General features: G+C 46.7%; 24 protein-coding genes. 10 read left to right on the top strand and 14 right to left on the bottom strand.

Translation table 11 applies throughout. The features are described 5' to 3' along the window. Window positions 1-10: 10 nt before the first annotated feature. The 3 genes from thiB to mpl all read right to left on the bottom strand — a co-directional run bounded on the left by thiB (window position 11) and on the right by mpl (window position 3,250). Window positions 11-1,003 (bottom strand): thiamine ABC transporter substrate binding subunit, encoded by a 993-nt coding sequence (thiB, locus tag A9237_RS06640; RefSeq protein WP_078607885.1) that lies wholly within the window; start codon window positions 1,001-1,003, stop codon window positions 11-13. A gap of 250 nt (window positions 1,004-1,253) precedes the next feature. Beyond that, window positions 1,254-1,892, bottom strand: coding sequence for a flavin prenyltransferase UbiX (locus A9237_RS06645; protein ID WP_078607886.1), 639 nt, complete (start codon window positions 1,890-1,892; stop codon window positions 1,254-1,256). Continuing rightward, window positions 1,892-3,250 (bottom strand): UDP-N-acetylmuramate:L-alanyl-gamma-D-glutamyl-meso-diaminopimelate ligase, encoded by a 1,359-nt coding sequence (mpl, locus tag A9237_RS06650; RefSeq protein ID WP_078607887.1) that lies wholly within the window; start codon window positions 3,248-3,250, stop codon window positions 1,892-1,894. The genes A9237_RS06645 and mpl overlap by 1 nt, the downstream gene beginning before the upstream one ends. Before the next feature lie 313 nt (window positions 3,251-3,563). Here mpl and fbp point away from each other — a divergent pair, with 313 nt between their 5' ends. Then, the gene (gene fbp / locus A9237_RS06655; protein ID WP_005430527.1) at window positions 3,564-4,580 is read left to right on the top strand and encodes a class 1 fructose-bisphosphatase; all 1,017 of its coding nucleotides are present in this window, start codon (window positions 3,564-3,566) and stop codon (window positions 4,578-4,580) included. 125 nt (window positions 4,581-4,705) lie between these two features. Beyond that, window positions 4,706-5,236 carry an inorganic diphosphatase gene (gene ppa, locus A9237_RS06660; protein WP_078607888.1) on the top strand — a complete coding sequence of 177 codons (531 nt, stop codon included), beginning with the start codon at window positions 4,706-4,708 and terminating at the stop codon, window positions 5,234-5,236. A 65-nt stretch (window positions 5,237-5,301) separates the two neighbouring features. Here ppa and A9237_RS06665 read toward each other — a convergent pair whose 3' ends face one another. From A9237_RS06665 to tamA, 5 genes are all read right to left on the bottom strand, one after another. Next, on the bottom strand, window positions 5,302-5,661 hold the full coding sequence (locus A9237_RS06665; protein ID WP_078607889.1) for a DUF2799 domain-containing protein: 360 nt from the start codon (window positions 5,659-5,661) through the stop codon (window positions 5,302-5,304). 23 nt (window positions 5,662-5,684) lie between these two features. Then, window positions 5,685-6,023, bottom strand: a complete 339-nt coding sequence (locus tag A9237_RS06670) for a DUF2799 domain-containing protein (RefSeq protein ID WP_078607890.1) — start codon at window positions 6,021-6,023, stop codon at window positions 5,685-5,687. A gap of 64 nt (window positions 6,024-6,087) precedes the next feature. Next, window positions 6,088-6,435: a gamma-glutamylcyclotransferase family protein gene (locus A9237_RS06675; protein ID WP_078607891.1), complete on the bottom strand. Its 348-nt coding sequence runs from the start codon at window positions 6,433-6,435 to the stop codon at window positions 6,088-6,090. Between the two features lie 32 nt (window positions 6,436-6,467). Continuing rightward, entirely contained in the window at window positions 6,468-10,394 is a 3,927-nt protein-coding gene (gene tamB, locus A9237_RS06680) for an autotransporter assembly complex protein TamB (RefSeq protein WP_078607892.1), read from the bottom strand. After that, on the bottom strand, window positions 10,391-12,103 hold the full coding sequence (gene tamA / locus A9237_RS06685; RefSeq protein ID WP_041057517.1) for an autotransporter assembly complex protein TamA: 1,713 nt from the start codon (window positions 12,101-12,103) through the stop codon (window positions 10,391-10,393). The genes tamB and tamA overlap by 4 nt, the downstream gene beginning before the upstream one ends. 166 nt (window positions 12,104-12,269) lie before the next feature. Between tamA and msrA the strand changes: the two genes are divergently transcribed. Further along, window positions 12,270-12,908: a peptide-methionine (S)-S-oxide reductase MsrA gene (gene msrA, locus A9237_RS06690; protein ID WP_078607893.1), complete on the top strand. Its 639-nt coding sequence runs from the start codon at window positions 12,270-12,272 to the stop codon at window positions 12,906-12,908. 49 nt (window positions 12,909-12,957) lie between these two features. On the opposite strand, the gene A9237_RS06695 is transcribed toward msrA, so the two are convergent. Then, entirely contained in the window at window positions 12,958-13,158 is a 201-nt protein-coding gene (locus tag A9237_RS06695) for a DUF1107 domain-containing protein (RefSeq protein ID WP_009707816.1), read from the bottom strand. A gap of 216 nt (window positions 13,159-13,374) precedes the next feature. Here A9237_RS06695 and A9237_RS06700 point away from each other — a divergent pair, with 216 nt between their 5' ends. The 7 genes from A9237_RS06700 (at window position 13,375) to A9237_RS06730 (ending at window position 19,000) form a co-directional block, all read left to right on the top strand. After that, complete coding sequence (locus A9237_RS06700; RefSeq protein ID WP_009707817.1) at window positions 13,375-13,926, top strand: YtfJ family protein; 552 nt, start codon at window positions 13,375-13,377, stop codon at window positions 13,924-13,926. A gap of 176 nt (window positions 13,927-14,102) precedes the next feature. Beyond that, a complete protein-coding gene (locus tag A9237_RS06705; protein ID WP_078607894.1) occupies window positions 14,103-14,402 on the top strand; it encodes a DUF2607 family protein in 300 nt (99 codons plus the stop codon). A gap of 99 nt (window positions 14,403-14,501) precedes the next feature. After that, window positions 14,502-15,218, top strand: a complete 717-nt coding sequence (gene zrgA / locus A9237_RS06710; protein ID WP_078607895.1) for a zinc uptake protein ZrgA — start codon at window positions 14,502-14,504, stop codon at window positions 15,216-15,218. Between the two features lie 52 nt (window positions 15,219-15,270). After that, window positions 15,271-15,999, top strand: coding sequence for an ABC transporter ATP-binding protein (locus A9237_RS06715; RefSeq protein WP_078607896.1), 729 nt, complete (start codon window positions 15,271-15,273; stop codon window positions 15,997-15,999). Beyond that, window positions 15,996-17,255 (top strand): ABC transporter permease, encoded by a 1,260-nt coding sequence (locus tag A9237_RS06720; RefSeq protein ID WP_005437344.1) that lies wholly within the window; start codon window positions 15,996-15,998, stop codon window positions 17,253-17,255. The genes A9237_RS06715 and A9237_RS06720 overlap by 4 nt, the downstream gene beginning before the upstream one ends. 5 nt (window positions 17,256-17,260) lie before the next feature. Further along, window positions 17,261-17,755 carry a DUF3299 domain-containing protein gene (locus A9237_RS06725; RefSeq protein WP_009707821.1) on the top strand — a complete coding sequence of 165 codons (495 nt, stop codon included), beginning with the start codon at window positions 17,261-17,263 and terminating at the stop codon, window positions 17,753-17,755. A 339-nt stretch (window positions 17,756-18,094) separates the two neighbouring features. Continuing rightward, window positions 18,095-19,000 carry a TIGR03899 family protein gene (locus tag A9237_RS06730; protein ID WP_078607897.1) on the top strand — a complete coding sequence of 302 codons (906 nt, stop codon included), beginning with the start codon at window positions 18,095-18,097 and terminating at the stop codon, window positions 18,998-19,000. A 90-nt stretch (window positions 19,001-19,090) separates the two neighbouring features. On the opposite strand, the gene cysC is transcribed toward A9237_RS06730, so the two are convergent. The 5 genes from cysC to cobA all read right to left on the bottom strand — a co-directional run bounded on the left by cysC (window position 19,091) and on the right by cobA (window position 24,960). Further along, window positions 19,091-19,708 carry an adenylyl-sulfate kinase gene (cysC, locus tag A9237_RS06735; protein ID WP_061007821.1) on the bottom strand — a complete coding sequence of 206 codons (618 nt, stop codon included), beginning with the start codon at window positions 19,706-19,708 and terminating at the stop codon, window positions 19,091-19,093. Between the two features lie 24 nt (window positions 19,709-19,732). Next, window positions 19,733-21,457, bottom strand: a complete 1,725-nt coding sequence (locus A9237_RS06740) for an SLC13 family permease (RefSeq protein ID WP_078607898.1) — start codon at window positions 21,455-21,457, stop codon at window positions 19,733-19,735. 210 nt (window positions 21,458-21,667) lie between these two features. After that, on the bottom strand, window positions 21,668-23,098 hold the full coding sequence (gene cysN, locus A9237_RS06745) for a sulfate adenylyltransferase subunit CysN (protein ID WP_078607899.1): 1,431 nt from the start codon (window positions 23,096-23,098) through the stop codon (window positions 21,668-21,670). An 18-nt stretch (window positions 23,099-23,116) separates the two neighbouring features. Further along, entirely contained in the window at window positions 23,117-24,025 is a 909-nt protein-coding gene (cysD, locus tag A9237_RS06750; RefSeq protein ID WP_078607900.1) for a sulfate adenylyltransferase subunit CysD, read from the bottom strand. Between the two features lie 59 nt (window positions 24,026-24,084). Beyond that, window positions 24,085-24,960, bottom strand: a complete 876-nt coding sequence (gene cobA / locus A9237_RS06755; RefSeq protein WP_167371679.1) for a uroporphyrinogen-III C-methyltransferase — start codon at window positions 24,958-24,960, stop codon at window positions 24,085-24,087. Window positions 24,961-25,049 lie beyond the last annotated feature (89 nt).

Here is a 25,049-nt window from a genome sequence, read left to right on the forward strand (position 1 = left end):
AGAACCTATATTAGAACGTCAATGCGCTTTGCCACTCGCGAATCCAAGTCTTGCGCATTTTCGCGACTTCGTCTGCACTAAAGCTAAGTGGTTTGCTTGGTACGCTCAGAGTTTCAAAGCCTTTTGGTAATTCAACGTCAGTCACTGGGTACATCCAGTTACCTGTTGGCATTGCCGATTGGAACTCATCACTCAAGATGAAATTCATAAACTCATCCGCAAGTTCCGCATTCTTTGAGTCTTTCACCTTAGCCGCCACCTCCACTTGCATGTAGTGCCCTTCGGCAAAATCTGCACTTGCGTATTTCGCGTCATCTTCTGCAATCAAATGGTACGCGGGAGAGGTCGTGTAAGACAGCACTAAATCTGACTCACCGTTCAAGAACATCGAGTAAGCTTCTGACCAACCTTTTGTAACCGTAACGGTTTTAGTCGCCAGTCGCTTCCACGCTTGGGTCACATCATCGCCGTAGATGGACTTCATCCACAACATCAAACCTTGTCCCGGCGTCGAAGTGCGAGGGTCTTGATAAATCACTTTTAGATCATCACGCTCTTCCACCAGCTCTTTCATGCTCTTTGGAGGATTCGCCAACTTCTCCTTGTTGTACACAAACGCGAAGTAGCCGTAATCGTACGGTACGAAGGTTTTGTCTTTCCAACCGTTAGGCAAGGTCGTCTTTGAGGTATCAACGTTGTGCTCAGCCAGAAGCCCAGTCTTTTTCGCTTCCGCCATCAGGTTATTATCCAAACCTAACACGATATCCGCTTTGCTGTTGCTTCCTTCCAAGCGAAGGCGGTTAAGGATTGAAACACCGTCATCCAGAGCAACGAAATTAACGTCGCAACCGCATTTGGCTTCGAACGCTTTTTCAACTTTAGGACCCGGTCCCCAATCGGCAGCGAAAGAGTCGTAAGTGTAGACTGTTAGGGTGTTTTCAGCAGCAAACGCTGAAGTAGAAGTGATGGTTGCAAGGGCAATCAGACTAAGAGTGGTTTTCACTGCTCGCTCTCCATTTGCATTATTAACATGAGTTGAGCGGCACAGGGTTGAGGCGGTATTTAGGACTTCCAATATCCAGACTCAATTCCTACGCCAGCATTATCTGGTTCAGGTAATACGGGTCCCTGTCTGCTCAACAATGTTAAACAATTAGGTCTCAGCGCCCCTTGGTATTGATAAGATCAATACCTGATGGGTTTGCTCCCCGATGAGTTGGATGGATTGTAAAGGTCTTTTATTGATTACACAATCAACGTTGGTCATAACCCCAACGTGGCACCAAGCCTTGCTCAATACCGAGGTGATCGAGAATTCTTGCCACCATAAAGTCAACCAAGTCTTCAATGCTCTTAGGCTGATGATAGAAGCCTGGCGCTGCCGGCATAATGGTGACGCCCATTTGCGAGAGCTTGTGCATGTTTTCCAGATGCAGCGTAGAGAAAGGCGTTTCACGCACCACAAGTAATAACTGTCCGCGTTCTTTCATCACCACGTCTGCTGCACGTTCAATTAGGTTATCTGACATGCCATGTGCAATGGCTGCGACACTGCCCGCGGAACATGGACACACCACCATTTGTTTTGGTGCAGCTGAGCCAGACGCCACTGGCGAGAACCAGTCGTCTTTACCACAAACGGTGATGTTATCTGGATTACAGTTGAGATGCTCAACTAACGCCTTTTGCGCCGCTTCAGGGCCGCTTGGTAGTTTCAGGTCATGTTCGGTCGCCATTACCACTCGCGCAGCCGAAGAGATCAGCACATACACGTGGTAGTTCGCGGCAACCAAGCATTCAAGAAGACGGAGCCCATACGGGGCACCAGAGGCGCCCGTTAGTGCTAATGTGATGGCTTTTTTAGGGGTTACTTTTTGCTGCATAGATGTCATTAAGCTTTTTGTTTCAGTTGTTCTAGAAGCTTGCCGTGGATACCACCAAAGCCACCATTACTCATTACGAGGATTTGGTCACCCGGCTGTGCTTGTTCTACGATTTTTGCGACAAAGCTGTCCATCTCTGCATCCACAAAAGCAGGTTGTTTACACTGGTCGGCAATCTCTTGTACCGACCAATCAATGTTGTCTGGTTGGAAGAGGAACACCTCATCAGCACTGTGCAGAGAAGCCGCTAAAGTATTCTTATGAACACCGCGCTTCATCGTCGCTGAGCGTGGCTCCAAAACGGCAAGAATACGTTTTTCGCCAACTTTGTTACGTAAACCGCCCAATGTCAGTTCAATAGCCGTTGGATGATGAGCAAAATCGTCGTAAACCGTCACGCCCTGCTCTTCACCTTTCAGCTCTAAGCGGCGTTTGGTATTGATAAAACGACCGAGAGCCTGACAAGCCAGTTCCGGCGCAACACCAACATGACGTGCAGCTGCAATGGCCATAAGAGCGTTATCCACGTTGTGGTCACCAACAAGGTCCCAATCTACGACCCCCAATTTCTCACCTTGCAGTGACACTTCAAATTTAGAACCATCAACAACCAGTTTGTGTGCTTGCCAATCACCATCCACACCAGAGAACTGCTTTTCAGTCCAACAACCGCGCTCGATCACGTCTTGCAACGACTGATCTTGCTTCGGTGCAAGGATCAAACCGTTCCCCGAAACAGTGCGCACTAAGTGGTGGAATTGACGTTTAATCGCTTCAAGATCGTCGAAGATGTCTGCATGATCAAACTCAAGGTTGTTCATGATCAATGTGCGTGGGTGGTAGTGAACAAACTTAGATCGTTTATCGAAAAAAGCACTGTCGTATTCGTCCGCTTCAACGACGAAAAACATACTTTCACCCAAGCGTGCCGACACACCAAAGTTACCCAACACACCACCGACAAGGAAACCCGGCTGGTAGCCACAGTCTTCTAAGATCCAAGCCAGCATGCTTGAAGTAGTGGTTTTGCCATGGGTACCCGATACCGCCAGAACCCAGCGATCGTGCAATAAGAACTCTTGTAACCATTGTGGGCCAGAGGTGTAACGCATATTGGTATTCAACACATGCTCAACACATGGGTTACCACGGCTCATTGCGTTACCAATCACCACAAGATCAGGTTGAGGGTCAAGCTGAGAAGGGTCAAAGCCTTCAATAATTTCAATACCTTGAGACTCCAGCAGGGTGCTCATTGGTGGATAAACGTTGGCATCCGAACCCGTCACTTTATGACCTAGCTGACGCGCTAAAATTGCCGCACCGCCCATAAACGTGCCGCAGATACCCAAGATATGAATGTGCATAAACTTAACCTTGTAATGCTTTCTTTAATCCTTTCATTATCGTGATAACCACCAGAAAAGCGAGTGCCTTTCGCCCTGTTCGTGCAGTCTCTTTCACAAATCTGACAGGGCTTAGTACTGACTGACCAAGCATTAACCAAGTGACAGACTTCTTATGCAATAAGACAAATAAATTGAGATCTCAGTCGGTTACTTCATTACCATTAATAAGATCCGCGTCATAAACTTACATCTAGCGCAATCGTTTAACATCCATAAAGAGATGACCCATTGCGCGACACCCCCAACGAAATGAAAAATGTAAGGATAAACCATGTCAGGACTGCGCACCCTAGGCGAATTCATTGTTGAGAAACAAGCGGATTTCCCCCACGCTAGCGGTGATCTTTCATCTCTCTTAGCTTCCATTCGTTTAGCTGCCAAAATTGTTAACCGCGAAATCAACGCGGCAGGTCTTGGTGATATCACCGGCGCTGTAGGTACGGAAAACGTACAAGGCGAAGATCAGCAAAAGCTTGATGTATACGCGAACGACAAGTTCAAAGCAGCACTTGAAGCACGTGACCAAGTGTGTGGCGTTGCAAGTGAAGAAGAAGATGAAGCGGTTGCGTTCAACAAAGAACTCAACCAAAACGCAAAGTACGTTGTACTAATGGACCCACTCGATGGCTCATCAAACATCGATGTGAACGTATCAGTCGGTACGATTTTCTCTATTTACCGTCGAGTTTCTCCTATTGGTACCCCGCCAACAGAAGAAGACTTCCTACAGCCTGGTCACAAACAAGTGGCGGCTGGCTACGTGATTTACGGCTCATCTACTATGCTGGTTTACACCACGGGTAATGGCGTAAACGGCTTCACTTACGACCCATCGATTGGCAGCTTCTGTCTTTCTCATGAAAACATGATGATCCCAGAAGACGGCAAAATCTACTCGATCAACGAAGGTAACTACATCCGCTTCCCGCAAGGCGTGAAGAAGTACATCAAGTACTGTCAGGAGAATGTGCCTGAAGATGGTCGCCCATACACTTCTCGCTACATCGGCTCACTGGTTGCGGACTTCCATCGTAACCTGCTGAAAGGCGGCATTTACTTGTACCCAAGCACGCAAAGCCACCCTCAAGGCAAACTACGTCTGTTGTACGAGTGCAACCCAATGGCATTCTTAATTGAGCAAGCTGGCGGTCTGGCGTCTGACGGTGTAAACCGCATTATGGATTTGAAACCGACCGAACTGCACCAGCGTGTGCCTTTCTTTGTGGGTTCAAAGAACATGGTCAACAAAGTCGAAGAGTTTCTTGAGCTGAATCGCGAAGAAGACTAATTTCAGACCTTTGTCCAACGCGGCAGGTGTTTACCTGCCGCGTTTTTGTCGTTAAAGTGAACTGCGTAAATGTTAGCCAGATTAAGCCTCTAAACGCTTAATCCTCAATGAAAAGGAATATTCAAATGAGCTTAAACAACGTACCAGCAGGTAAATCACTGCCTGACGATATCTATGTCGTTATCGAAATCCCTGCTAACGCGGATCCAATCAAATACGAAGTAGATAAAGACACTGGTGCTGTATTTGTCGACCGTTTCATGTCTGCGCCAATGTTCTACCCATGTAACTACGGCTACGTGAACGAGACCCTTTCTCTAGATGGTGACCCAGTTGACGTACTGGTTCCTACTCCTTACCCATTGATGCCAGGTTCTGTGATTCGTTGTCGCCCAGTTGGCGTATTGAAGATGACGGATGAATCGGGTGAAGATGCGAAAGTCTTCGCTGTGCCGCATTCTAAAATCTCGAAAGAGTACGAAGGCATTCAAGATGTGGACGATATTCCAGAACTACTCAAAGCCCAAATCACACAGTTTTTTGAGCGTTACAAAGAGCTTGAAGCAGGTAAATGGGTGAAAGTGGATGGCTGGGCAGATGTGGCTGCAGCGAAAGCAGAAATCCTAGAATCTTACGAGCGTGCGCAAAGCAAATAACCGCGAACGTTAAAAAGAGAAAGAGCTGCACACAGGCAGCTCTTTTTTGTTTTCACGATATATCGTTAGTAACCACCAGCCGTCGATAGCCTACCTGATTCATAATCGTTTTGAAAAAATGGATCAACGTCATCGCAGATACCAAAGTAAGGCGCGCCCTGTACGCCAAGAATGTAAGCACTTTGCTCGCAGTATTCTTGTTTACCTTCTTGATAGCCAGTTTTGTATGCCGTGATGAGTTCAGGAGTAGCACGATTAGTGTCATCTAACTTGGCGATGCGCTCTTCCGATAATTCAATCGCTCCGTCTAACGCTGATTGCTTACCGAAAGCCTGCCAGTTTGTCACGCTCACAGAGGTTGGTAACGTTGTCTGAGCACAAGCGTTGAGGAAAAGTAACATAGCGCCGACCACGAATAATCTCATAATCACTCCTTACTGATTGCTTGCTAGTAACGTTTACTGCCCTTCGCTGTGCGACCCAACTCGTATTCACGACGGAATCGGTCGTCTAGGTCATCACAAATACCACGGTAGTAACGCCTACTTTCACCGAGTGTAAAAGCGTCTTGAGCGCAGTAATTAGCTCGACCACTTTCGTAACCATTACTGTAAGCCATGTATAGCTCATCGCCTTTATTGAACTCTTGCATAGACAGTTTGGTATCGCCCGCTTCTGCACGCTGCATACCATATTGTTTCCATTCCATGCTGTCGTTGCCACTAGGTGGCGCGGTATTTGAACAACCGACCAGTAGCAGCAGTATGATTGGTGAAAGATATTTCATCGCAGACCTCCCAAGTCTTTGTTGTATATATCGTCAATGCATACGTTACTGGTCTAAGTATAGTTCACACGCGTTGGCACCAATCGCCAGATGCTATCTCTTCCGTAAGTTGTTCTGTGTCTTGATATAAGTAGATCCAAGCTTGGCCAAATGGCGTCGCAATGATTTCTCTTCGATACTCAACCGGCACATCTTCCAGCTTATCTAGCTCAACCAAGGTGTCATTATCAATCAAGTACACTTCGCCTTGTATGACTTGCTGCCCCATCGACAAAGCGGGGTAAGGCCCCAAGTCATAAAGCGCGAACTGGGCATCGGTTTGATGATGCCCAAGAAATTCGGCAGTACTCAAAAAGTGATGGTTGTGCTCTCCTTTGCGCAAGGTGCCATACACAAAAACCAAATGCTGCATAACCACTCCTTAGTTATGTTTAAAAGCTAAGCTTAGTTGAATTCAAATTGGTAAAGCAGATCAACCGCACTATCAACACCGGATACCGCTTCTAAGTACAAATCTTTCATCAAACGGTAACGAACAGTGAATTCGCCTAAAGAGGTAAAGATACCCACGCCGTATTTCACTTGAAGACCCGGCAGAATGTAACCACTCACCGTCACCTGAGAATCATCACCAGAGCCTGCCGTATCCAATTGCAGGTCTTGTACACCAAAGGCTTCACCGATTTCACCCACGACTTTACCGCTCTTCGCCAAGCTGAGACCGATCAAGGTTGTGGTCATCGCGTTACCGCCCGACTCCGCATCGATATCTTGACCACGCAATAGGTAAGACAGCGCGTTTGCTTGTGGCATAGCAGGATCCGAGAAGATTTCTACTGTTGGGTCACTCGCAGGGCCCGTCACTCGAACACCTGCCGTCACATCATCTTGCGTGTTGTCTGGGTTACGAATCGCTTTAATCGATACGTAAGGCTGATCCGCTGGACCATTCATCATGATCTTACCTTCTTCAATCACCAAGTCTTGGCCGAATGAACGGTAAGAACCGTCGACGATATTCACTTCACCGACAATGAATGGACCTTTGTCTTTTTGCGTCACGTTCAAGTTACCTTGCAAGTCGCCTTTTAGGCCAAATGCAGATAACTGGAAGTCATCGCCAATCTTAATGTTGATGTCGGTTTCGACATTAAACGGCAGCGCTGGCTCACCATCGACCGGCTGCATGTCTTTGTTCAAAATAACAGTATCGCTCGAGACACCAACTGCGCTTGGCGGCAATTCATCCACCAAGATACGTCCCCACGGTAAATTGATATTACCTTCTACCTTGGCAAGTTTCGGTGTGACATCAATGGTCATATCTGGCTCGACCTTGATTCGCACCATTGGCGGCATATCGACTTTCAGCTCTTTAGCAAACACACGAGCTTTGGTGTGCCAGTTTTCTAGATCGCGCCAATCTGCATCACCGTTAATCTCCAACTTGCCATCCGGCGTAATAATGCCAGCGTCTAAATCCGCTTGGTGACCTTTAAAGTTAATCGCGACTTGGCCAGAGTTGATATCGATTGGCGTCACTTCACCCTGCAGCTTCATTTGGTCAATCAAGAATTGGCCGTTGACCTTCGGGTGCATCACATCACCCGACAGAGCCAGATCCGTATTCATGTTCGCTTTGAACAAGCTGTATTCACCAATCAGCGGGGCTAAGAAATCGAGATGGAACGTCGATAGTGACACTTTACCGTCGATAGTTGGCTTTTCTGAAGAAACGTCATTCAACGCTACCTTACCGGATAAATCACCGTTGTCTGTGATGTCAAGTAGCCACTCAGCATCTAACTTATCCTGAGCTAATTTTGCTTTGAGGCTCACGCTTTCCCAACCGACCTTGATTGGTTGCTCTAGCGTTTGCTCAACCTGACCTTTTGGCATATCCACATTTACCGTGACTTCCGGTTTCATGTCTGGTGCCCATTTCGCAAACGCGTTCGCATTCACCGAACCTTGCAGTTTGGTTTCTGGCGGTAAGAATTGTTTGATTTGGTCAAAGTCAAAGTTGGTGATGGCTAACTTCGCTTCGCCGCTCTTACCAACGCTGATGTCCTCACTCAAACACACGCTCGACTTAGACTGTAACCAACAGTGCGCTTGTACATCAGCTACTTGTTTGTCGATGTTAACTTTCACTGCCGTCGATTTCTGCAGTGCCCAAGGTCCTTGTGGTGTGCTTAGCGTGAGTCGGCGCAATGCACCATCCCAGATCATTTCTGGTTTCTGCTTAAACGTACCTTCAATTTCTAAGCTGCTTGAAACGATGTCTGATACCACATCCAATGTCAGTTGATGCAGTTTCTCATCACCCGTCACTTCAAGATCTGCGCTGTCGATTTTGATGTCATCGTAAGTGATGTTTTTCGCAATCAAACTCACATCAGCTTTCGGTGCAGGCAGAGGTGTCACATCACCCTTCAGGGTAATCGTCTCGACCTTCGCTTGTTGTTGCCAATTCACTTGGTTAAGCGCGAGATCTAAGTTGATATCTGGCTGTTTCAGGCTACCGCGAAGTGCGATATTACCATTCATATTACCGCCAAGATCCGGCACGCTTTTCGCGAAATCAGGGAAGTTAACCTCAACATCCATTAAGATTTGCTTGTCGATCTTACCTTTCGCTCGCAATGAGTTAGGGCCATGAGACAAGGCTAAACCTTGAGTGTTCAGTTGAATGTCTTCGCCTTTACCATTCTTGTCCGCGGCATCTAATTGGCCTTCAATATTTAATGGGTAGCCACGTAGAATACCGTCGATGTCCAGTTTAGGCAGACTCACTTGCCAGCCACCTTGATCGGTTAATGAGCCTGAAGTCGATAGACTACCGCTGATATATCCTTCGGCTTCTGGCCACTGTAAACCTGGTTGAATGTTCTTCAGGTTCAGATCGGCTTGCCAGTTGATTGGCGCCGCCCAGTTAGCCATGACCTTACCCGCTAACTCACCACCTAGCGTTTTGATTACAATGCTGCCTAAATCAATCTGTTCAAGCGTACCTTTGCCGTTCAGCGCCACATCGACTGCTGGGATATCTTTACCCGATGCCTTCGTTTCTAGCGCAACGGTGTAGCCATCTAGTGAGCCTTTTGTTTCTAAACTCGGCACAGAGACTTGATAGTCACTTTTTCCACTTAATGGCCATTGTGCTTCGACATCTTTCAGTTTGATATCAAATGGCAACTCAGGTTTAAGCGGTTGTACTTGACCTTCAATCTTGGCTTTAACCAGATCAGAAAGCGTTGCTTGTAATGACAAATCACCCACAGAGCCAGACGCAGATAACGATAACTTCTGGCCTTTCACGTCCGCTTGTTTAACCAAGGCATCAATCTGCGCTTGAATTGGGTAATCAGCCGATAATGTCACTTGCGTACTTAGCTGACCTTCTACTTCCGGCATATCAAGCTCAAGCGTTTTAACATCGACTTTATCACCGCCCGCCGTTGCTTCGAGTCCTAAGTGATGAACGATAACCGGCGTGTCACCAGATAATTTAAAGTCATGAATATCAAGACGCTGCGCGTCGATGGTCAGTGGAATCCATACCTCTGGTAAAACAATACCTTCAGGCTCAGCTTCTGCCGTTGCTTGAGGCTGTGCCTTATCTTGTTGTTTTGCAGCAACCTCTTGAGTTGAGGCTTGTTCTGATGGTTGCGTTTTTTCTGTCGCTTCAGATGCTGTATTTGCTGACTGTTGAGCCACCTTGGTTTGTGACTCGCCTTTCTCGTCTGCAGCTTTGGCCTCTGGTGCTTGTGTAGATTGCTCTTCTGTCGCCTCTTCGCTTGGTGCAAGAGCCACATTGATGGCTTTCAATGCCGTTGGTGCAATGACTAAACGATCACCCTGCATCGACAACGCCGTTGAGAAATCTTGCCAGTCAATTTTGTTTCCTAAGATGTTGAGGTTGATGTCGTTAAAGCTGACTTTATTAACGAAGATCGGCACTGGAGTGCTGATGGAACGCAGCGGCGGGGTTTCTTCTTCCGGCTCTTCACTTGCAGGAGGCAGTTCCGGCATTTGGAAGTTCACACCTTGCAGAGCTAACTCATCCACACACACTTTCGGATCAAAGAAACAACGGAAGTTGATCGCGAGCGTTAAGCTCTCAACCTTTGCATCAACATTTAGCGACTCGTCAACAAAGCTGACGTTGCGTAAAGCAAATCGAGGGAACAATGAACCTTGAATTTGCTCAACTTTAAGTTGTGGTAAAGCTTTCTCTGCGCCCCAAAGCGCCAGCTTTAAACCTGGATGCGTAAATAGAATGGTGCCGACGAAGATCGCCAGCAAAAGAATTAGACTCAGCAGACCGATTGAGAACCATTTCGTCCACTTCAAGGTTGTTTTCATCATAGCTCAGGCCCCAATGAGAAGTGGATGCGGAATTCTGGATCTGGCTCAGAGTCTAGACCCCAAGCGAAGTCAAAGCTGACCGGACCAACTGGAGATGCCCAGCGAATGCCCACACCCGCGCCTGATTTCCAGACTGGGGTTTCATTAAATGCGTCACCGATATCGTAGAAGACTGCGCCCCACCAGTTACCATGTACGCGATATTGATACTCGAGCGTACTGGTCACCATGTACTTCGCACCAGTCAATGCCCCACTGGCATCTGTTGGCGAGATAGACTCATAACCATAACCACGAATGTTGTTGTCACCACCGGCGAAGAAACGCAGCGATGGCGATAGCTTTTCAAATTCATCAGTGATGTTGGCACCACCTTCTAGGCGGAATAAGCCACGATGGTTCTGACCAATCCCACGAATCCAAGACGTACGTCCAAGAAGACGAAGAACGCGCGTTTCAGACAACAATGCAGGGTCGCCGTATTCAACGGTCACACTCTGCTTATCACCCCACATTGGCATGTTGCCGCCACGAGTTCGTGTACGAGAGAACGACGCCCCCGGCAGAACAAATTGCACACCATCTTCTTGCAAACCTTGCGAGAAGTTTTCGTACAAGTGACGAACGTACAAAGTCTTGTGCCAACCACCATCGGTGATCCAGTGACGCTCTACCGCAAGATTCGATTCCAAACTCTCCGTATCGCGGTTATCAAGGTGCTTCAAACCAAACTGAAGTTGGTAGTACTCATGCAGTACATCATCGAGTGGGATTTTGTAGCCCGCGGTAATGGTTTGTTCTGGTTTCGATAGCGAAAGCGCGGTATCAAAACTGTGGCCACGAGCGCTTACCCATGGCTTTTTCCATTTCAGCGTACCGCGCACACCGGTATCGGTAGAGTAACCAATACCCGTTTCTAATTGGTTTTTCGCTGCAGGAGCAAGAGAGACTTTGATCGGCAAGTCACGACCATCATCCAACTTACTCAGGTCCGGCTCGACAAACACCGAAGAGAACCAATCGGTGTTAGATAAATTTTGGTTGTATTCGCCAACTTCGGAAACCAAGTAAGGCTCACCAGTTTTAAATGGACGCAGAGAGTCTACGCGATCTTCCCAGATCTGACTGCCCAGAATTTCAACCGTACCAAAGTGATAGCGAATACCACTGTCATAGTGCAGACGGACATTCGCTTCGTTTAGCTCTGGTACAATTTCTAGACGACTCAGTTTAAAGTCGCCATTAAAGTAACCGCGTTGCAGCGCTAAGTTGCGAATTCCCGATTTCAAAGCGTCATATTCCCCTTGATTGAGGATACGACCTTCTTTCAATCGTGATTTATTGATGAGATTCGTGAACTCTTCATCTTTCTCGGCTTCACCCGAAATCACCACGTCCATCTTTTTTATTCTGACCGGCTCGCCAGGTTTGACGTTGACGATCAGTTCATCATTATCTTTCGTAATAGTGTATGAAATTTTCGCATGATAATAGCCGAGCGCATTCAACGCTTCAGTGATACTTTGTTCCAATCGCGCCTGAAAGCGCAAAGACGTAGAGTAGTCGTCTTCGGGAATTGAAGACAAATAAGCGTTCACATTATCTTCTAGCGCGCCATCGATGCCCTTAATCGTCAGGGAAACATCGGCGTAAGCGCTATGAGAAAAGGCAAGGAGGCTAGCAATTATCGGGGTAGCTTTTCTTATCATGCTTTTTAGCTGGACGAGGTTAAATAAACGTAAACAATAATAACGCCAATTAAAGGCTAAGTCTGTAATATTAATAGGTTTACTACGGTCTATGTCATCACAACATCATATTCAGACTGAATAAAATAATTCGCAAAATTAAGACACGTATTGAAGGACAAATACCATGCTCAACAAACAGACAATGATCAGTATAGAAGATGCACTGCCTGGTCGAGAGGCATCAATGCAAATCGATGACACTCATTTTGTAAATCAATCGAGTTTAACGGCTCAGCCTCAATCTCACCAACAACAAATTTTATTCGGAATGGGCTGCTTTTGGGGCGCTGAACGCCTGTTTTGGCAACTTGAAGGCGTCGTATCAACATCCGTCGGTTACGCAGGTGGTTACACGCAAAATCCCACTTACGATGAAGTTTGTACAGGCAAAACTGGCCATACCGAAGTGGTTCGCGTCGTATTCGACGAGCGCATAATTTCTCTGGAGCAATTACTGGCAACGTTTTGGGAAAGACACGACCCTACGCAAGGGATGCGCCAAGGTAACGATTTAGGAACTCAGTACCGTTCTGCGATTTATACCTACTCGCCAGAACAACAAGATGTGGCAGAAAAATCAAAAATCCAATATCAACAAGCGTTGCAAGAAGATCAGCGAGCGGCAATCACGACAGAAATCCAAGCTGCGGGCCCTTACTACTTTGCAGAAACCTACCACCAGCAATATCTAGCAAAAAACCCAAACGGTTATTGTGGATTGGGCGGCACAGGCGTTTGCTTCCCACCGAGCCTTCAAGGTTAATCCGAAACGAAAAAGAGCGACGAAAGTCGCTCTTTTACAAATCTTGTCATTATACCGGGAGCGATAATATCGCTTGGTTTACTTCTCTAAATACAGAGAGTTGTTTGGGATTTTTAACGTCAGGTAATAGTACTTTGCCGTTATCAAAACGGAACTCACCCACACCTGCAATTGAAAACTGACCTTTGAATAAAGTCTTTACGAAACGCGCCACCTGACGTGGACGGTAAACAGCAAACTCACGTAGCATAACCAACCTCAACATCCTTTTGAGAAAACACTGATTGCTCTTTCCTTGGCAACCTTTTATGCGCAATTTGCGACGTGGTTCATTCTATCAAATTTCAACGTTAACGCAACAATATTAGACATCATACGTTAAAGAATTGTTATAAACGGTTCTACATTTTTATGCACTGTAAGTATATACTTGGGAAGTCTCACAACCCATATGGAACATAACAATATGAAAACTAAGACTCTCCTCCCTCTTTTCCTTGCTCTTACTCCGGGTCTAGCGCTTGCTCACAACCTGTCTCTTGGAGAGAGTGTACCCGCAGCAAAAGTTGATGCTTACGGTGAAATCGTACTGCAAGGTGAAGGTGTGGCTTACCAACCTTGGGCAACTCAACAGATGCTAGGTAAGGTCCGAGTTATTCAGGCTATTGCAGGACGCAGCAGCTCAAAAGAAATGAATGCACCATTGATGGTCGCACTTACTGACGCAAAATTCCCAGCAGACGCTTACCAAACCACAACCATCATCAATCAAGATGATGCAGTTTGGGGAACAGGCTCGTTTGTGAAGTCTTCAGCACAAGACAGCAAACAAGAATTTCCTTGGTCTTCTATGGTTCTGGATGAAAACGGTGTAGTAGCAAGCTCTTGGGCCCTAAAAGAAGAAAGCTCTGCAATAATTGTGCAAGATAAACAAGGTAAAGTGTTGTTCATCAAAGAAGGCGCACTGACTCCTGATGAAATCACGCAAGTACTTGGACTTATCAAACAAAACATCTAGCTGTTTTACGCTCCTTGCCACACTTGGCAGGGAGCGACTTCCTTATCTCTCCCAGATTACTCTTCTCATAAGCACTTCTTTCACCAAAGATAATTTGCTCTGCACTAACAAAAGAGTGAACTTTTAGCGAAAATGGATGTTATATTATAACACCAAGTATCATTTCGGGCTTTAAGATGCACTATCGCTGGCTAGCAACCACACATCATTGGCGTCGCACTGTTGTCTTGCTCAGTGTTGCGTTACTGATCGTATGGAATTTCGCTACCATTGCCCATGAACTTGACCTAATTCCAGAACATCACAGCCACCATCACTGCCAAATGTTTGCAGGAGCTCATCATGGTCTGGTTAAGGCTCGACCAGAAATTCTCGCTCCAACGTATCAACGTTCAACGCATTCTGACGTTATCGAAAAGCACTTAAATGTCAGTGATGTGCGCTACACAGCACGTGCGCCGCCGATATTTGCTTAAACTTAAGAAGTCCCCATACTAGAAACAAAACTGGTTGCTAACCTCATGATTTAATTCAGCAACCACAGCAAAATAATTAAGCAAATTAGGAAAAAGAAAATGCCATCTAAACACGCTCTAGCTCTTGTTATCGGCCTATCACTAACAGCAACTGCTCACGCAGAAGAATATCGTCAGCACGAAGCGCACGTTCACGGTCACGTAGAATTCAATATTGCTCAAGACGGTAAAGACCTATTGATTGAAATCACTTCTCCAGGCGCTGACGTAGTGGGCTTTGAACACGCACCAGAAAATGCGGAGCAAGAGCAAGCACTTAAACAAGCGATTGCTGCGCTAAAAGATACAGACAAGCTATTTGCTATCAACCAACAAGCAAAATGTGTGATTGAAGATGTTCATGTATCTCACACGCTAGGCCAAGATTCTCACGAAGGTCATGACCACCATGATCATGAAGGCCACGACCACGATAAGCATGACCACGAAGGTCACGATCATGACAAACATGAGCACGACCATGATCACGAGCACAAAGGTCATGATGAGCATGCACATGATGACCATGACGGCCATGAGCACCACGATCACGAAGGTCACGACCATGAAGGCCACGATCATGAACACGGCGGCCACGGTGAGTTTACTGTTGAATACCGTTACCACTGTGATTCAGTCGCAGACCTAAACAGCATTGATACAACTTGGTTCAAGCAGTTCCCAGCGACAGAATCAATCAGCGCAAATCTATTCACTGACACTACTCAGTCAGCGACAACGTTGAACAAAGGCAACACAAAGATCGCAATTAAATAACTCACATGGCGTGTGAGTACTTACTCACACGCCATTGCTTTGGTAATTTATTATGACTGAAACCACGTCAAACGTTGTTGAGCTTGCTAATGCCCAGTTTGTCTGGCCCGGCTCTGAAAACGCGACCATTAATATTCCACACTTACACATCGCTCAAGGTGAACATGTCTTTATCAAAGGCCCTAGCGGCTGTGGTAAATCGACTCTGCTTGCCCTACTGACTGGAATCAATACTCTTACATCGGGTTCTCTGTCTGTACTTGATACCGATCTTGCTAGCTTAAGAGCAAGTCAAAGAGACAAATTTCGTGCCGATCACATTGGCTATATCTTCCAACAATTCAATTTGTTGCCTTACTTGAATGTGATCGAAAACGTCCTAATCCCATGCCAATTCAGCAAAATTCGCCGAGATCGCGTTGCACCAAACGCTTCGACTGCAACGCTTGAAGAGCAAGCAACATCACTGCTAGAACGTTTGCATCTTCCGAAAGCACTGCACCATAAGCCTGTCTCTGAGCTGAGCATTGGCCAGCAACAACGCGTTGCAGCTGCCCGCGCACTGATCGGCCAACCTGAACTGGTTATCGCTGACGAGCCAACTTCAGCCTTGGATCATGACAACCGCAAAGCGTTTATTGAGTTATTGATGGAACAAGCCAATCTTGCCAACGCTACATTGGTTTTTGTTAGCCATGATCCAACTCTGGAATCTCTCTTCCACAGAACACTCAACTTGCCTGAAATCAATCAAGCGCAAACCCTAGGAGCCGCATCATGAGTGCCGTAGTAAAGCTCGCTTGGAAAAGCCTGATGAACCGCAAAGCGACGGCGATTCTTACCATCATGACCGTCGCGATTTCTGTTGTCCTTCTGTTAGGCGTAGAGCGAATTCGCACTCAAGCCAAAGACAGTTTTGCCAACACCATTTCTGGTACTGATTTAATTGTCGGCGGGCGTTCAGGGCAGGTAAACCTGCTGCTGTACTCGGTTTTCAGAATCGGCAACGCAACCAACAACATTGACTGGAAAAGCTATGAAGAATTTGCCAATCACCGAGCAGTTGACTGGGCGATTCCTATTTCATTGGGTGATTCCCATAAAGGCTTCCGAGTCATGGGGACCAATCACAGCTATTTCGAACATTACAAGTACGGAAGTAAGCAACCACTAACCTTCTCAGAAGGTCGAGAATTCAACGGTTTATTCGAAACGGTTCTAGGTTCTGATGTCGCCAAAAAGCTGGGCTATAAAATCGGTAGTGAGATCATCATTGCCCATGGCATCAGCGATGTTGGCTTTAGCCGCCATGACAATTTGCCGTTTAAAGTCGTCGGTATTCTTGCACCAACAGGCACACCCGTCGACAAAACCGTCCACGTCTCATTAGAAGCAATTGAAGCGATACATGTCGGTTGGGAAAGTGGCGCTCGTCTTGGTCCAACACCGAGCGCAGAAGAGCTCAAGGCAAGAGACTTCCAGCCTAAGCAAATTACTGCGATGTTGATCGGCTTGAAATCGCGCATTCAAACCTTCGCCTTACAACGACAAATCAACACCTATCCGCAAGAGCCGCTTAGCGCCATCATGCCGGGTGTCGCCCTACACGAATTGTGGGGAATGATGTCTATTGCTGAGCAAGCGCTAATGGCGGTATCAGGGTTTGTCGTGGTCGCAGGTTTATTGGGGATGCTGAGCAGTCTACTCACTAGCTTACAAGAACGTCGCCGAGAAATGGCCATCCTACGAGCAATGGGGGCAAGACCAAAACACGTGTTCTCTTTGCTGATCAGCGAAGCAAGCTTACTGACATTTGCAGGTATAATTGTTGGGGTCGCGGGTTTGTATTCTATGCTTGCCCTCTTGCAACCGATAATCCAACAAAGTTATGGTATACACCTAACATTAACGGCACTGTCGCCGTATGAATGGATGTTGCTTGGCTTTGTGCAGTGCGCAGGCATTGTGATTGGCTTCATCCCTGCATTCCGTGCTTACCGACAATCGCTCAGTGATGGAATGACAATTAGGATTTAGTAAAGATGTGGAAAAAGATACTCGCTAGCTGCTTGCTACTGATTTCGTTCACTGCGCCAGTATTGGCAAGTGATGAACCGTTGAAACTCGACTGGATTGATCTAGTCCCTGAGAATGAGCGCAAGATGTTCGACAGCGTAGGCATGCCTGCGACTGACCACACCGGTGGCGCGGCATTACAGTCAAAGATTGGTAATGTTCGTCCAGAACTGAACGGTAGCAAGGTAAAAATCCCTGGCTTTGTGATCCCATTAGAAGGTGATGCGAATACAGTGACGGAATTTTTGCTGGTGCCATATTTTGGCGCTTGTATCCACGTTCCACCACCGCCGCCAAACCAGATCATCTACGTGAAGTTTCCGAAAGGAGCGCCAGTACAAGAGTTGTGGGATGTCATTTATGTCGTGGGGACATTAAAGACCGAGACCATAGAACATGAACTGGCAGAAACGGCCTACGTGATTGATGGCTCAGCAATTGAAGCCTACGATGACATGTAGTTTGTAGCTCAATGAGCTCGTATAGCTGATTAAGTAAATACACCAAGGCGTCGATTCGGCGCCTTTTTTCTTTCTGTTAGTTAAACAATGTAGCGCGACAAATACGCTAATACACCAACATATAAAACCAAAAGTAGCGCTATCGACAGGTGCTTTCTCAGTTTGCTTACGTCTGAATATTTCATCACCCCTCCAAAATAACGATAACAATTTTAACAACTCATTATCATTTTGAATAGCCTTTATTCTGTCAATTTCAAGACATGCCTCTCTGGTCGAGAAAACAGGAAAGGTGTAAATTTAAGCAAGCGCTAATCGCCAGTCTTGGTAGGAAATGAAATGGCAGAACCAACAAAGCAACCTGTTGTTATCGAACACGGACCCACACAACAAAAACATACTCACCATGAAAAGAAGTCTGGTTACATTAAAGACAGTGCGAGCCGTGTTCAAAGCATTGCCCAAATCTACGGGTTAGACGCATTGTTGCAAAGTGATCCTCCAGCTAAAACCGCACTTGAGCGAGCTCAATTAAGAGAACAACGTCGCCAAGAACAAAGACAAAAGAACTTAGAGCAAATCCTCAAACTGGCGCACAGTTCATGTCGAGATGAGACCGCTGGTGAACCTGATCAAGACTGGTTGTATCGCTTTTTCGATATGGCTCAGGACATCCACAACAGCTCGATGCAAAAACTCTGGGCTCAAGTCATGAAGCGTGAAGTCACCAACCCCGGTTCAACTTCGATGAAAGCACTTAAAGTACTGAAAGACATGTCGCCGAGAGAAGCCCAAACTCTGCAACGTGCCGCGACGTTAGCGTGCAGTTTTGGTGGTGATTCAAGTAGAAAACTGTTGATTGGCTACAAAGCGCATGGCGGAATATTCAGTTTTGGCAAACGTGATACCACCAGCAATCTCAACATGGGTAGCTTCCAACTTCCTTATTCAAGTTTGTTAGTGTTGATTGAATTGGGGCTGCTACACAGTACTGAATTAGAGTCTGGCGAAATTGGTATTGAAACGCCTCTGATGCTCAGCTACCAAGGTAAGAATTTGTCCTTACAGGTGAATACAAAAGGTGTGCGTCTGCTTTACTACCGCTTTACTCCGACAGGTAATGAGTTGTGTAAGCTGCTTGGTAACAAGCCTAACAATCAATACTATGACCAGATGCTAGCGCTTCTAAATCAAAGGTTTAGCGTTCATAGTGAAGCAAAAACCACAGTAAACCACACCGTTTAGTACATAAAAAAGAGCTTTTGGTCACCTATGATCCAAAAGCTCTTTTAACTGCTCAGTGACTTTTTGGCCACCCATGATCCAAGTGCTTTTTTATCGGATCACACCACGTTGTTTAAGGTCGATTAAACACAACTCCACCAGCTCTTCGACACTCTTTTCGCCCGCTGGCAAATCAATTTCTGGGTTTGCTGGAGCTTGGTATTCAGAGTCAATACCGGTGAAATTCGGGATTTCTCCTGCGCGTGCTTTCTTGTACAAGCCTTTCGGGTCACGGTTTTCACACACTTCTAAAGACGCATTTACGAACACTTCAATAAACTCCCCCTCAGGCAGTAGATCACGCACCAATTGACGCTCTGCGCGATGAGGAGAAATAAATGCCGACAGAACAATCAAACCCGCGTCTGCCATCAGCTTCGCCAGTTCACCAATGCGACGAATGTTCTCGCGACGGTCTTGCTCAGAAAAGCCTAAGTCGCTGCACAAGCCATGACGCACATTGTCGCCATCGAGCAAATAAGTGTGGTAACCCAGTTCTGCTAAGCGATTTTCCAATGCACCAGCCACCGTTGATTTGCCCGCGCCAGACAGCCCAGTAAACCAAAGTACTGCAGGCTTCTGTTTTTTTAATCCAGCACGAAACTGTTTATCAACCGAGTGCTGATGCCAAACGATGTTTTCATCTTTTACCGGAGTTTCGGCAGTCATAACGTATCCTTGTAAATTTACAGATTAAAACGGAAAGAAGACCGGAATCAGCGTCAGTACTAGCACTGAATACACGATAGAAATCGGCACGCCAATTCGCACATAATCGGTCAATTTGTAATTCCCTACGCTGTATACCAATAGGTTGGTTTGGTACCCGTAAGGAGAAATAAAACTGGCGCTAGCGCCAAACAGCACCGCCATAATGAAAGGCATTGGATCAACGCCATAACCTACCGCCATGCTATAGCCAATAGGGAAAGACAGCGCTGCCGCAGCGTTGTTAGTGACAAGCTCGGTTAACACCAGAGTCATGATGTAAGTGGCAACCAACGCACCAAACACACCCCACCCGTTAAATGCCTCAATAAACATATCGCCCATTCGTACCGATAAACCGGATGAAATCATCAGCTGTGCAATAGATAATGCTGAGCCGACAATCACCACGATATCAATTGGGAAACGACGACGAAGCTCAGACAGCTGAATCACGCCAAAAGCAAGTAGCGCAATCAGATAAGCTGCCAGACCTTTGATAATAGGGACAAACTCTAGTAACGCACAGCCAATCACAGCGGCAAAGCCAAACAGCACTAAAGCGGATTTATTCGAGTCCAAGCGCGCGCTGGAATCCAGATCGTTGACTAAAACAAACTCTTTGCGGTGCGCACGTCGCTCTGCCTCAAATCGTTTGCCGGGAACCAAAACCAATGTATCACCCGCCGCTAAAGTGATATTGCCTAAGCCACCTTCAAGGCGTTCATGACCACGACGAATCGCTACGACTACCGCATCAAATCGGTCACGGAAACGGCTTTCTTTAAGGGTTTTATGACAGAAGGTCGCTGATGAACTGACTACCACTTCAATGAAATTCTGACCATTGAGATGTTGATGACCAAACAGCGTTAACCCGGGAATCTCTTGTAATGTCGCCACGCTTTCTACATCACCACAAAACAGCAATCGGTCTTTAGCATTCAGAACAAAATCAGGACCAACAGAAGAAACCGTCACACCATCGCGAATCACTTCAGCAAGGAACAATTTTCTCAGGGCACGTAGGTTATTTTCGGTAATGGTACGACCGACCAAAGGTGAACCGGGCTCAACACGAGACTCTAAGAAGTAAGGTAAGTCCTCTTGGTTTTGGTCATCGTAATTAGGTAATAGATAGCTCAGCGGGATGAGAATAAGCACACCGCCCACCAACACCGCTAAGCCAATCATGGTCGGAGTAAAGAAGCTCAAGCTTGGTAAGCCGGCATCTTCAACAAAACTGTTGATGATTAAGTTGGTCGAGGTACCAATCAACGTCAACGTGCCACCAAAAATCGCCGCATAAGAAAGTGGAATCAAAAGCTTAGATGGTGCATGTTGTTGGTTGCGTTTAATCGCGCCAATTAACGACACCACAACCGCCGTGTTGTTCGTGAAAGAGGAAAGTAAAGCGGTAGAAAAGCCCAACTTGGCAATCACACTACCAAGATGGCCTTCAGAAATACTGCGACTGACCCAGCTGATCAATAAGGTTTTTTCTAATGCGCTCGATGCGAGGATCAGCAGCACTAGGGTCAGAAGTGAAGAATTAGTAAAGTTTGCCGCAATGGTATTGAGCTCAATCATGCCCGCCATAAAGGCGATGAAAGCAGCTCCAGCAAATACGTAACTTGGTTTAATTTTGGTTACGAGTAAACAAGTGATAATGCCAAGCAAAATCGCTAATACAAATCCTTGTTCCCACATAGCCAATCCTTACCAATAAACCCGATACGGGCACAACAACGACTCGTGCAAACTTAGCTGCACGGAGTGACAAACGAGTAACCAGACAAAAAAGCAAAGCAAGCGAAAAAGAACGCCAGAATGCTCGGTTTCTTGGGCTTCCGGAGCATTCTGGATTCGGGGGAAATCAGCCTGACGGGTTTCGCAATCCAGTCAGGCTAGGTGAACCAATTACTTCTTCAATAACTGGCTCAGGTCTTTAGCTTCCCAATGCGGGAAGTGCTTACGAACCAAAGCATTGAGTTCAAGCTCGAACGCTGAAACATCCGCAAGACCACGCTCAACAGCCGCTAGGCTTTCTTTCACCATGCCCGCACCAACCGTTACATTGGTTAGACGATCGATGATGATAAAGCCGCCGGTATCGGCACAATCTTGGTAGTTATCCAACGCGACAGATTCGTTCAGCGACCACTCACACAAACCAATGCCGTTGAGCGGCAATTCGGCTGCACCGTGAGTCGAAAGATTGTTGATGTCGTATTGGTGACGAATGGCTTCAACATGACCAACCGTCTTCTTACCAGCAATCTTAATGTCGTAATCACGACCCGGTTGTAGCGGTTGCTCTGTCATCCACACTACGTCAGCCAACAAGTGGTTAGTTGACTCTACTTGTGCATTTTCCAGCACCAGCAAATCACCACGACTGATGTCGATTTCATCATTCAATGTCAGCGTCACAGCCAGACCTGCTTGTGCTTCCTGTACATCACCATCAAAAGTCACGATACGTGCAACGGTTGAAGTTTTGCCTGATGGCAGCGCCTTGATCGCATCGCCTACTTTCACCGAGCCCGATGAAATCGTGCCAGCAAAGCCGCGGAAGTCGAGGTTAGGACGGTTTACATACTGAACAGGGAAACGGAAGTCGCCTTCGCCTTTCTCATGGTCAATATCCACAGTCTCAAGTAGCTCAAGCAAAGATGGACCCTCGAACCAGCTTAGGTTCTGTCCTTTCTCTACTACGTTGTCGCCCTCTAGCGCTGACAACGGGATGATTTGGATATCCGTCTCACCCGCTAGGTTTTCTGAGAACTGCAGGTACTCATCGCGAATCTCTTCAAAACGTTCTTGTGAGTAATCCACCAAGTCCATTTTGTTGATAGCAACAACGAAGTGTTTCAATCCCAATAGGTTAGAAATGAATGAGTGACGACGGGTTTGGTCCAACACACCTTTACGTGCATCAACCAAAATCACAGCTAAATCACAGGTCGATGCACCTGTTGCCATGTTACGCGTGTACTGCTCATGCCCTGGCGTATCAGCAATGATGAACTTACGTTTCTGCGTCGAGAAGTAACGGTAAGCCACATCAATGGTGATGCCTTGCTCGCGTTCTGCTTGTAGACCATCTACCAGCAATGCCAAATCTGGCTTTTCACCCGTGGTGCCTACGCGTTGGCTATCCGAGTGAACTGCTGCTAGCTGATCTTCATAAATTTGTTTTGAGTCGTGGAGCAAGCGACCGATTAGGGTACTTTTACCGTCATCTACCGAGCCACAAGTCAGGAATCTAAGTAACGACTTGTACTGGTGTTGTTTTAAATAGCCTTCAATACCAAGCTCGGCTAATTGAGCTTCAACTGCACTGTTCATTATCTTTCCTTAGATCCTTTAGAAGTAACCTTGACGTTTCTTAAGTTCCATCGATCCTGACTGATCGTGGTCGATCGCACGACCTTGGCGCTCACTTGAGGTTGCCACCAGCATTTCTTCGATGATGCCTGTTAGCGTGTTTGCTTCAGACTCAATCGCGCCAGTCAGCGGGTAACAACCCAAAGTACGGAAACGCACACTCTTCTCTTCAATCATTTCACCTGGTTCTAGCTTCATGCGGTCGTCATCTACCATGATCAGCATGCCATCACGCTCAACAACAGGTCGCTTGTCTGCAAGGTACAGAGGCACGATCTCGATGTTTTCTAGGTAGATGTATTGCCAGATATCCAGCTCAGTCCAGTTTGAAAGTGGGAACACACGAATGCTCTCCCCTTTGTTTACTTGACCGTTGTATGTTTTCCAAAGCTCCGGACGTTGGTTTTTCGGATCCCAGGTATGGTTCTTATCGCGGAATGAGTAAACGCGCTCTTTTGCACGTGACTTCTCTTCATCACGACGCGCACCACCGAATGCCGCATCAAAACCGTACTTGTTCAGAGCCTGCTTCAAACCTTGAGTCTTCATGATGTCAGTATGCTTTGAAGAGCCGTGCACAAATGGGCTACAACCCATTGCTAGACCTTCTGGGTTCTTATGAACCAAAAGCTCAAAGCCGTATTTCTCAGCGGTACGATCACGAAACTCGATCATCTCGCGGAATTTCCAATCCGTGTCTACGTGCAGTAGTGGGAATGGAATTTTGCCTGGGTAGAAGGCTTTGCGCGCAAGATGCAACATGACTGATGAATCTTTACCAATCGAATACATCATGACTGGGTTATCGAACTCAGCAGCAACTTCGCGGATGATATGAATACTCTCCGCTTCGAGTTGTTTAAGGTGAGTTAAACGTTGTTGGTCCATGTTTTGTCTTTCCTTTTTAAGCTTGAAGGCTCATTACGTCCCTAATCTTTGGTCTGAAATTATATGGAGCTGGCAATAGCACTTTTGTTGAATTCAGTACTAGACAAAAACCAGTCCAACTTTTGAGACAGACGCACAACTTCGCCGACAACAATCAAAGACGGAGCTTGAGCTTCTTTAGATAATTCAGATAGTTGAGAAAGTTCTCCGGTGAAAACTTTTTGCTGGATTTGCGTACCGCGCTCGATGATGGCGATAGGGGTTGAGGCTGCCCTACCATGTTTGATGAGCTGATTCTGAATATAGTGTGATTTCATCAGTCCCATGTAGATCACTAAAGTCTGATTCCCACGCGCGAGCGTCGACCAGTCCATGTCGTCACTTTCTTCTTTCAGATGACCCGTAACAAACAGTGCTGACTGCGCGTAATCTCGGTGCGTCAGCGGGATACCTGCATAAGCGGTCGCCCCCGCAGCAGCTGTGATACCCGGAACCACTTGGAAACGCACACCAGCATCAGCCAAAACTTCCAGTTCTTCACCACCGCGGCCAAACACAAATGGATCGCCACCTTTAATACGCACCACTTTGTAACCTTGCTTAGCAAAGTCCACCAGCAATTGGTTGGTCTTCTCTTGCGGTACACTGTGGTGCCCGGCACGTTTACCCACGCACACCAAAATGGTTTCGCTTGGGATTAACGCCATGATCTCGTCAGCCACTAGGTAGTCGTAAAGCACGACGTCAGCTTGTTGTAGGCAGTTGAGTGCTTTCAGCGTTAATAGCTCAGGGTCACCCGGACCAGCACCAACAAGGGCGACTTCCCCCGGTTGAAGGGACTGCTTGCTGAAACGTGGAAGATCGGCAGCTTGGTTATCCGAAACCAGCCGAGGCTTGTTGATTGGGAAATTCGTTACTGAATCGTTAACTGCCATGTGCTTGCTCATCATCCATTGATATCGTTATGGATGGCATTATGGCGGTGGGTTTATATTACCGGAAATTCTAAAATTTCATTTTTTAT

Source organism: Vibrio owensii (assembly GCF_002021755.1).
GTDB lineage: Bacteria > Pseudomonadota > Gammaproteobacteria > Enterobacterales > Vibrionaceae > Vibrio > Vibrio owensii.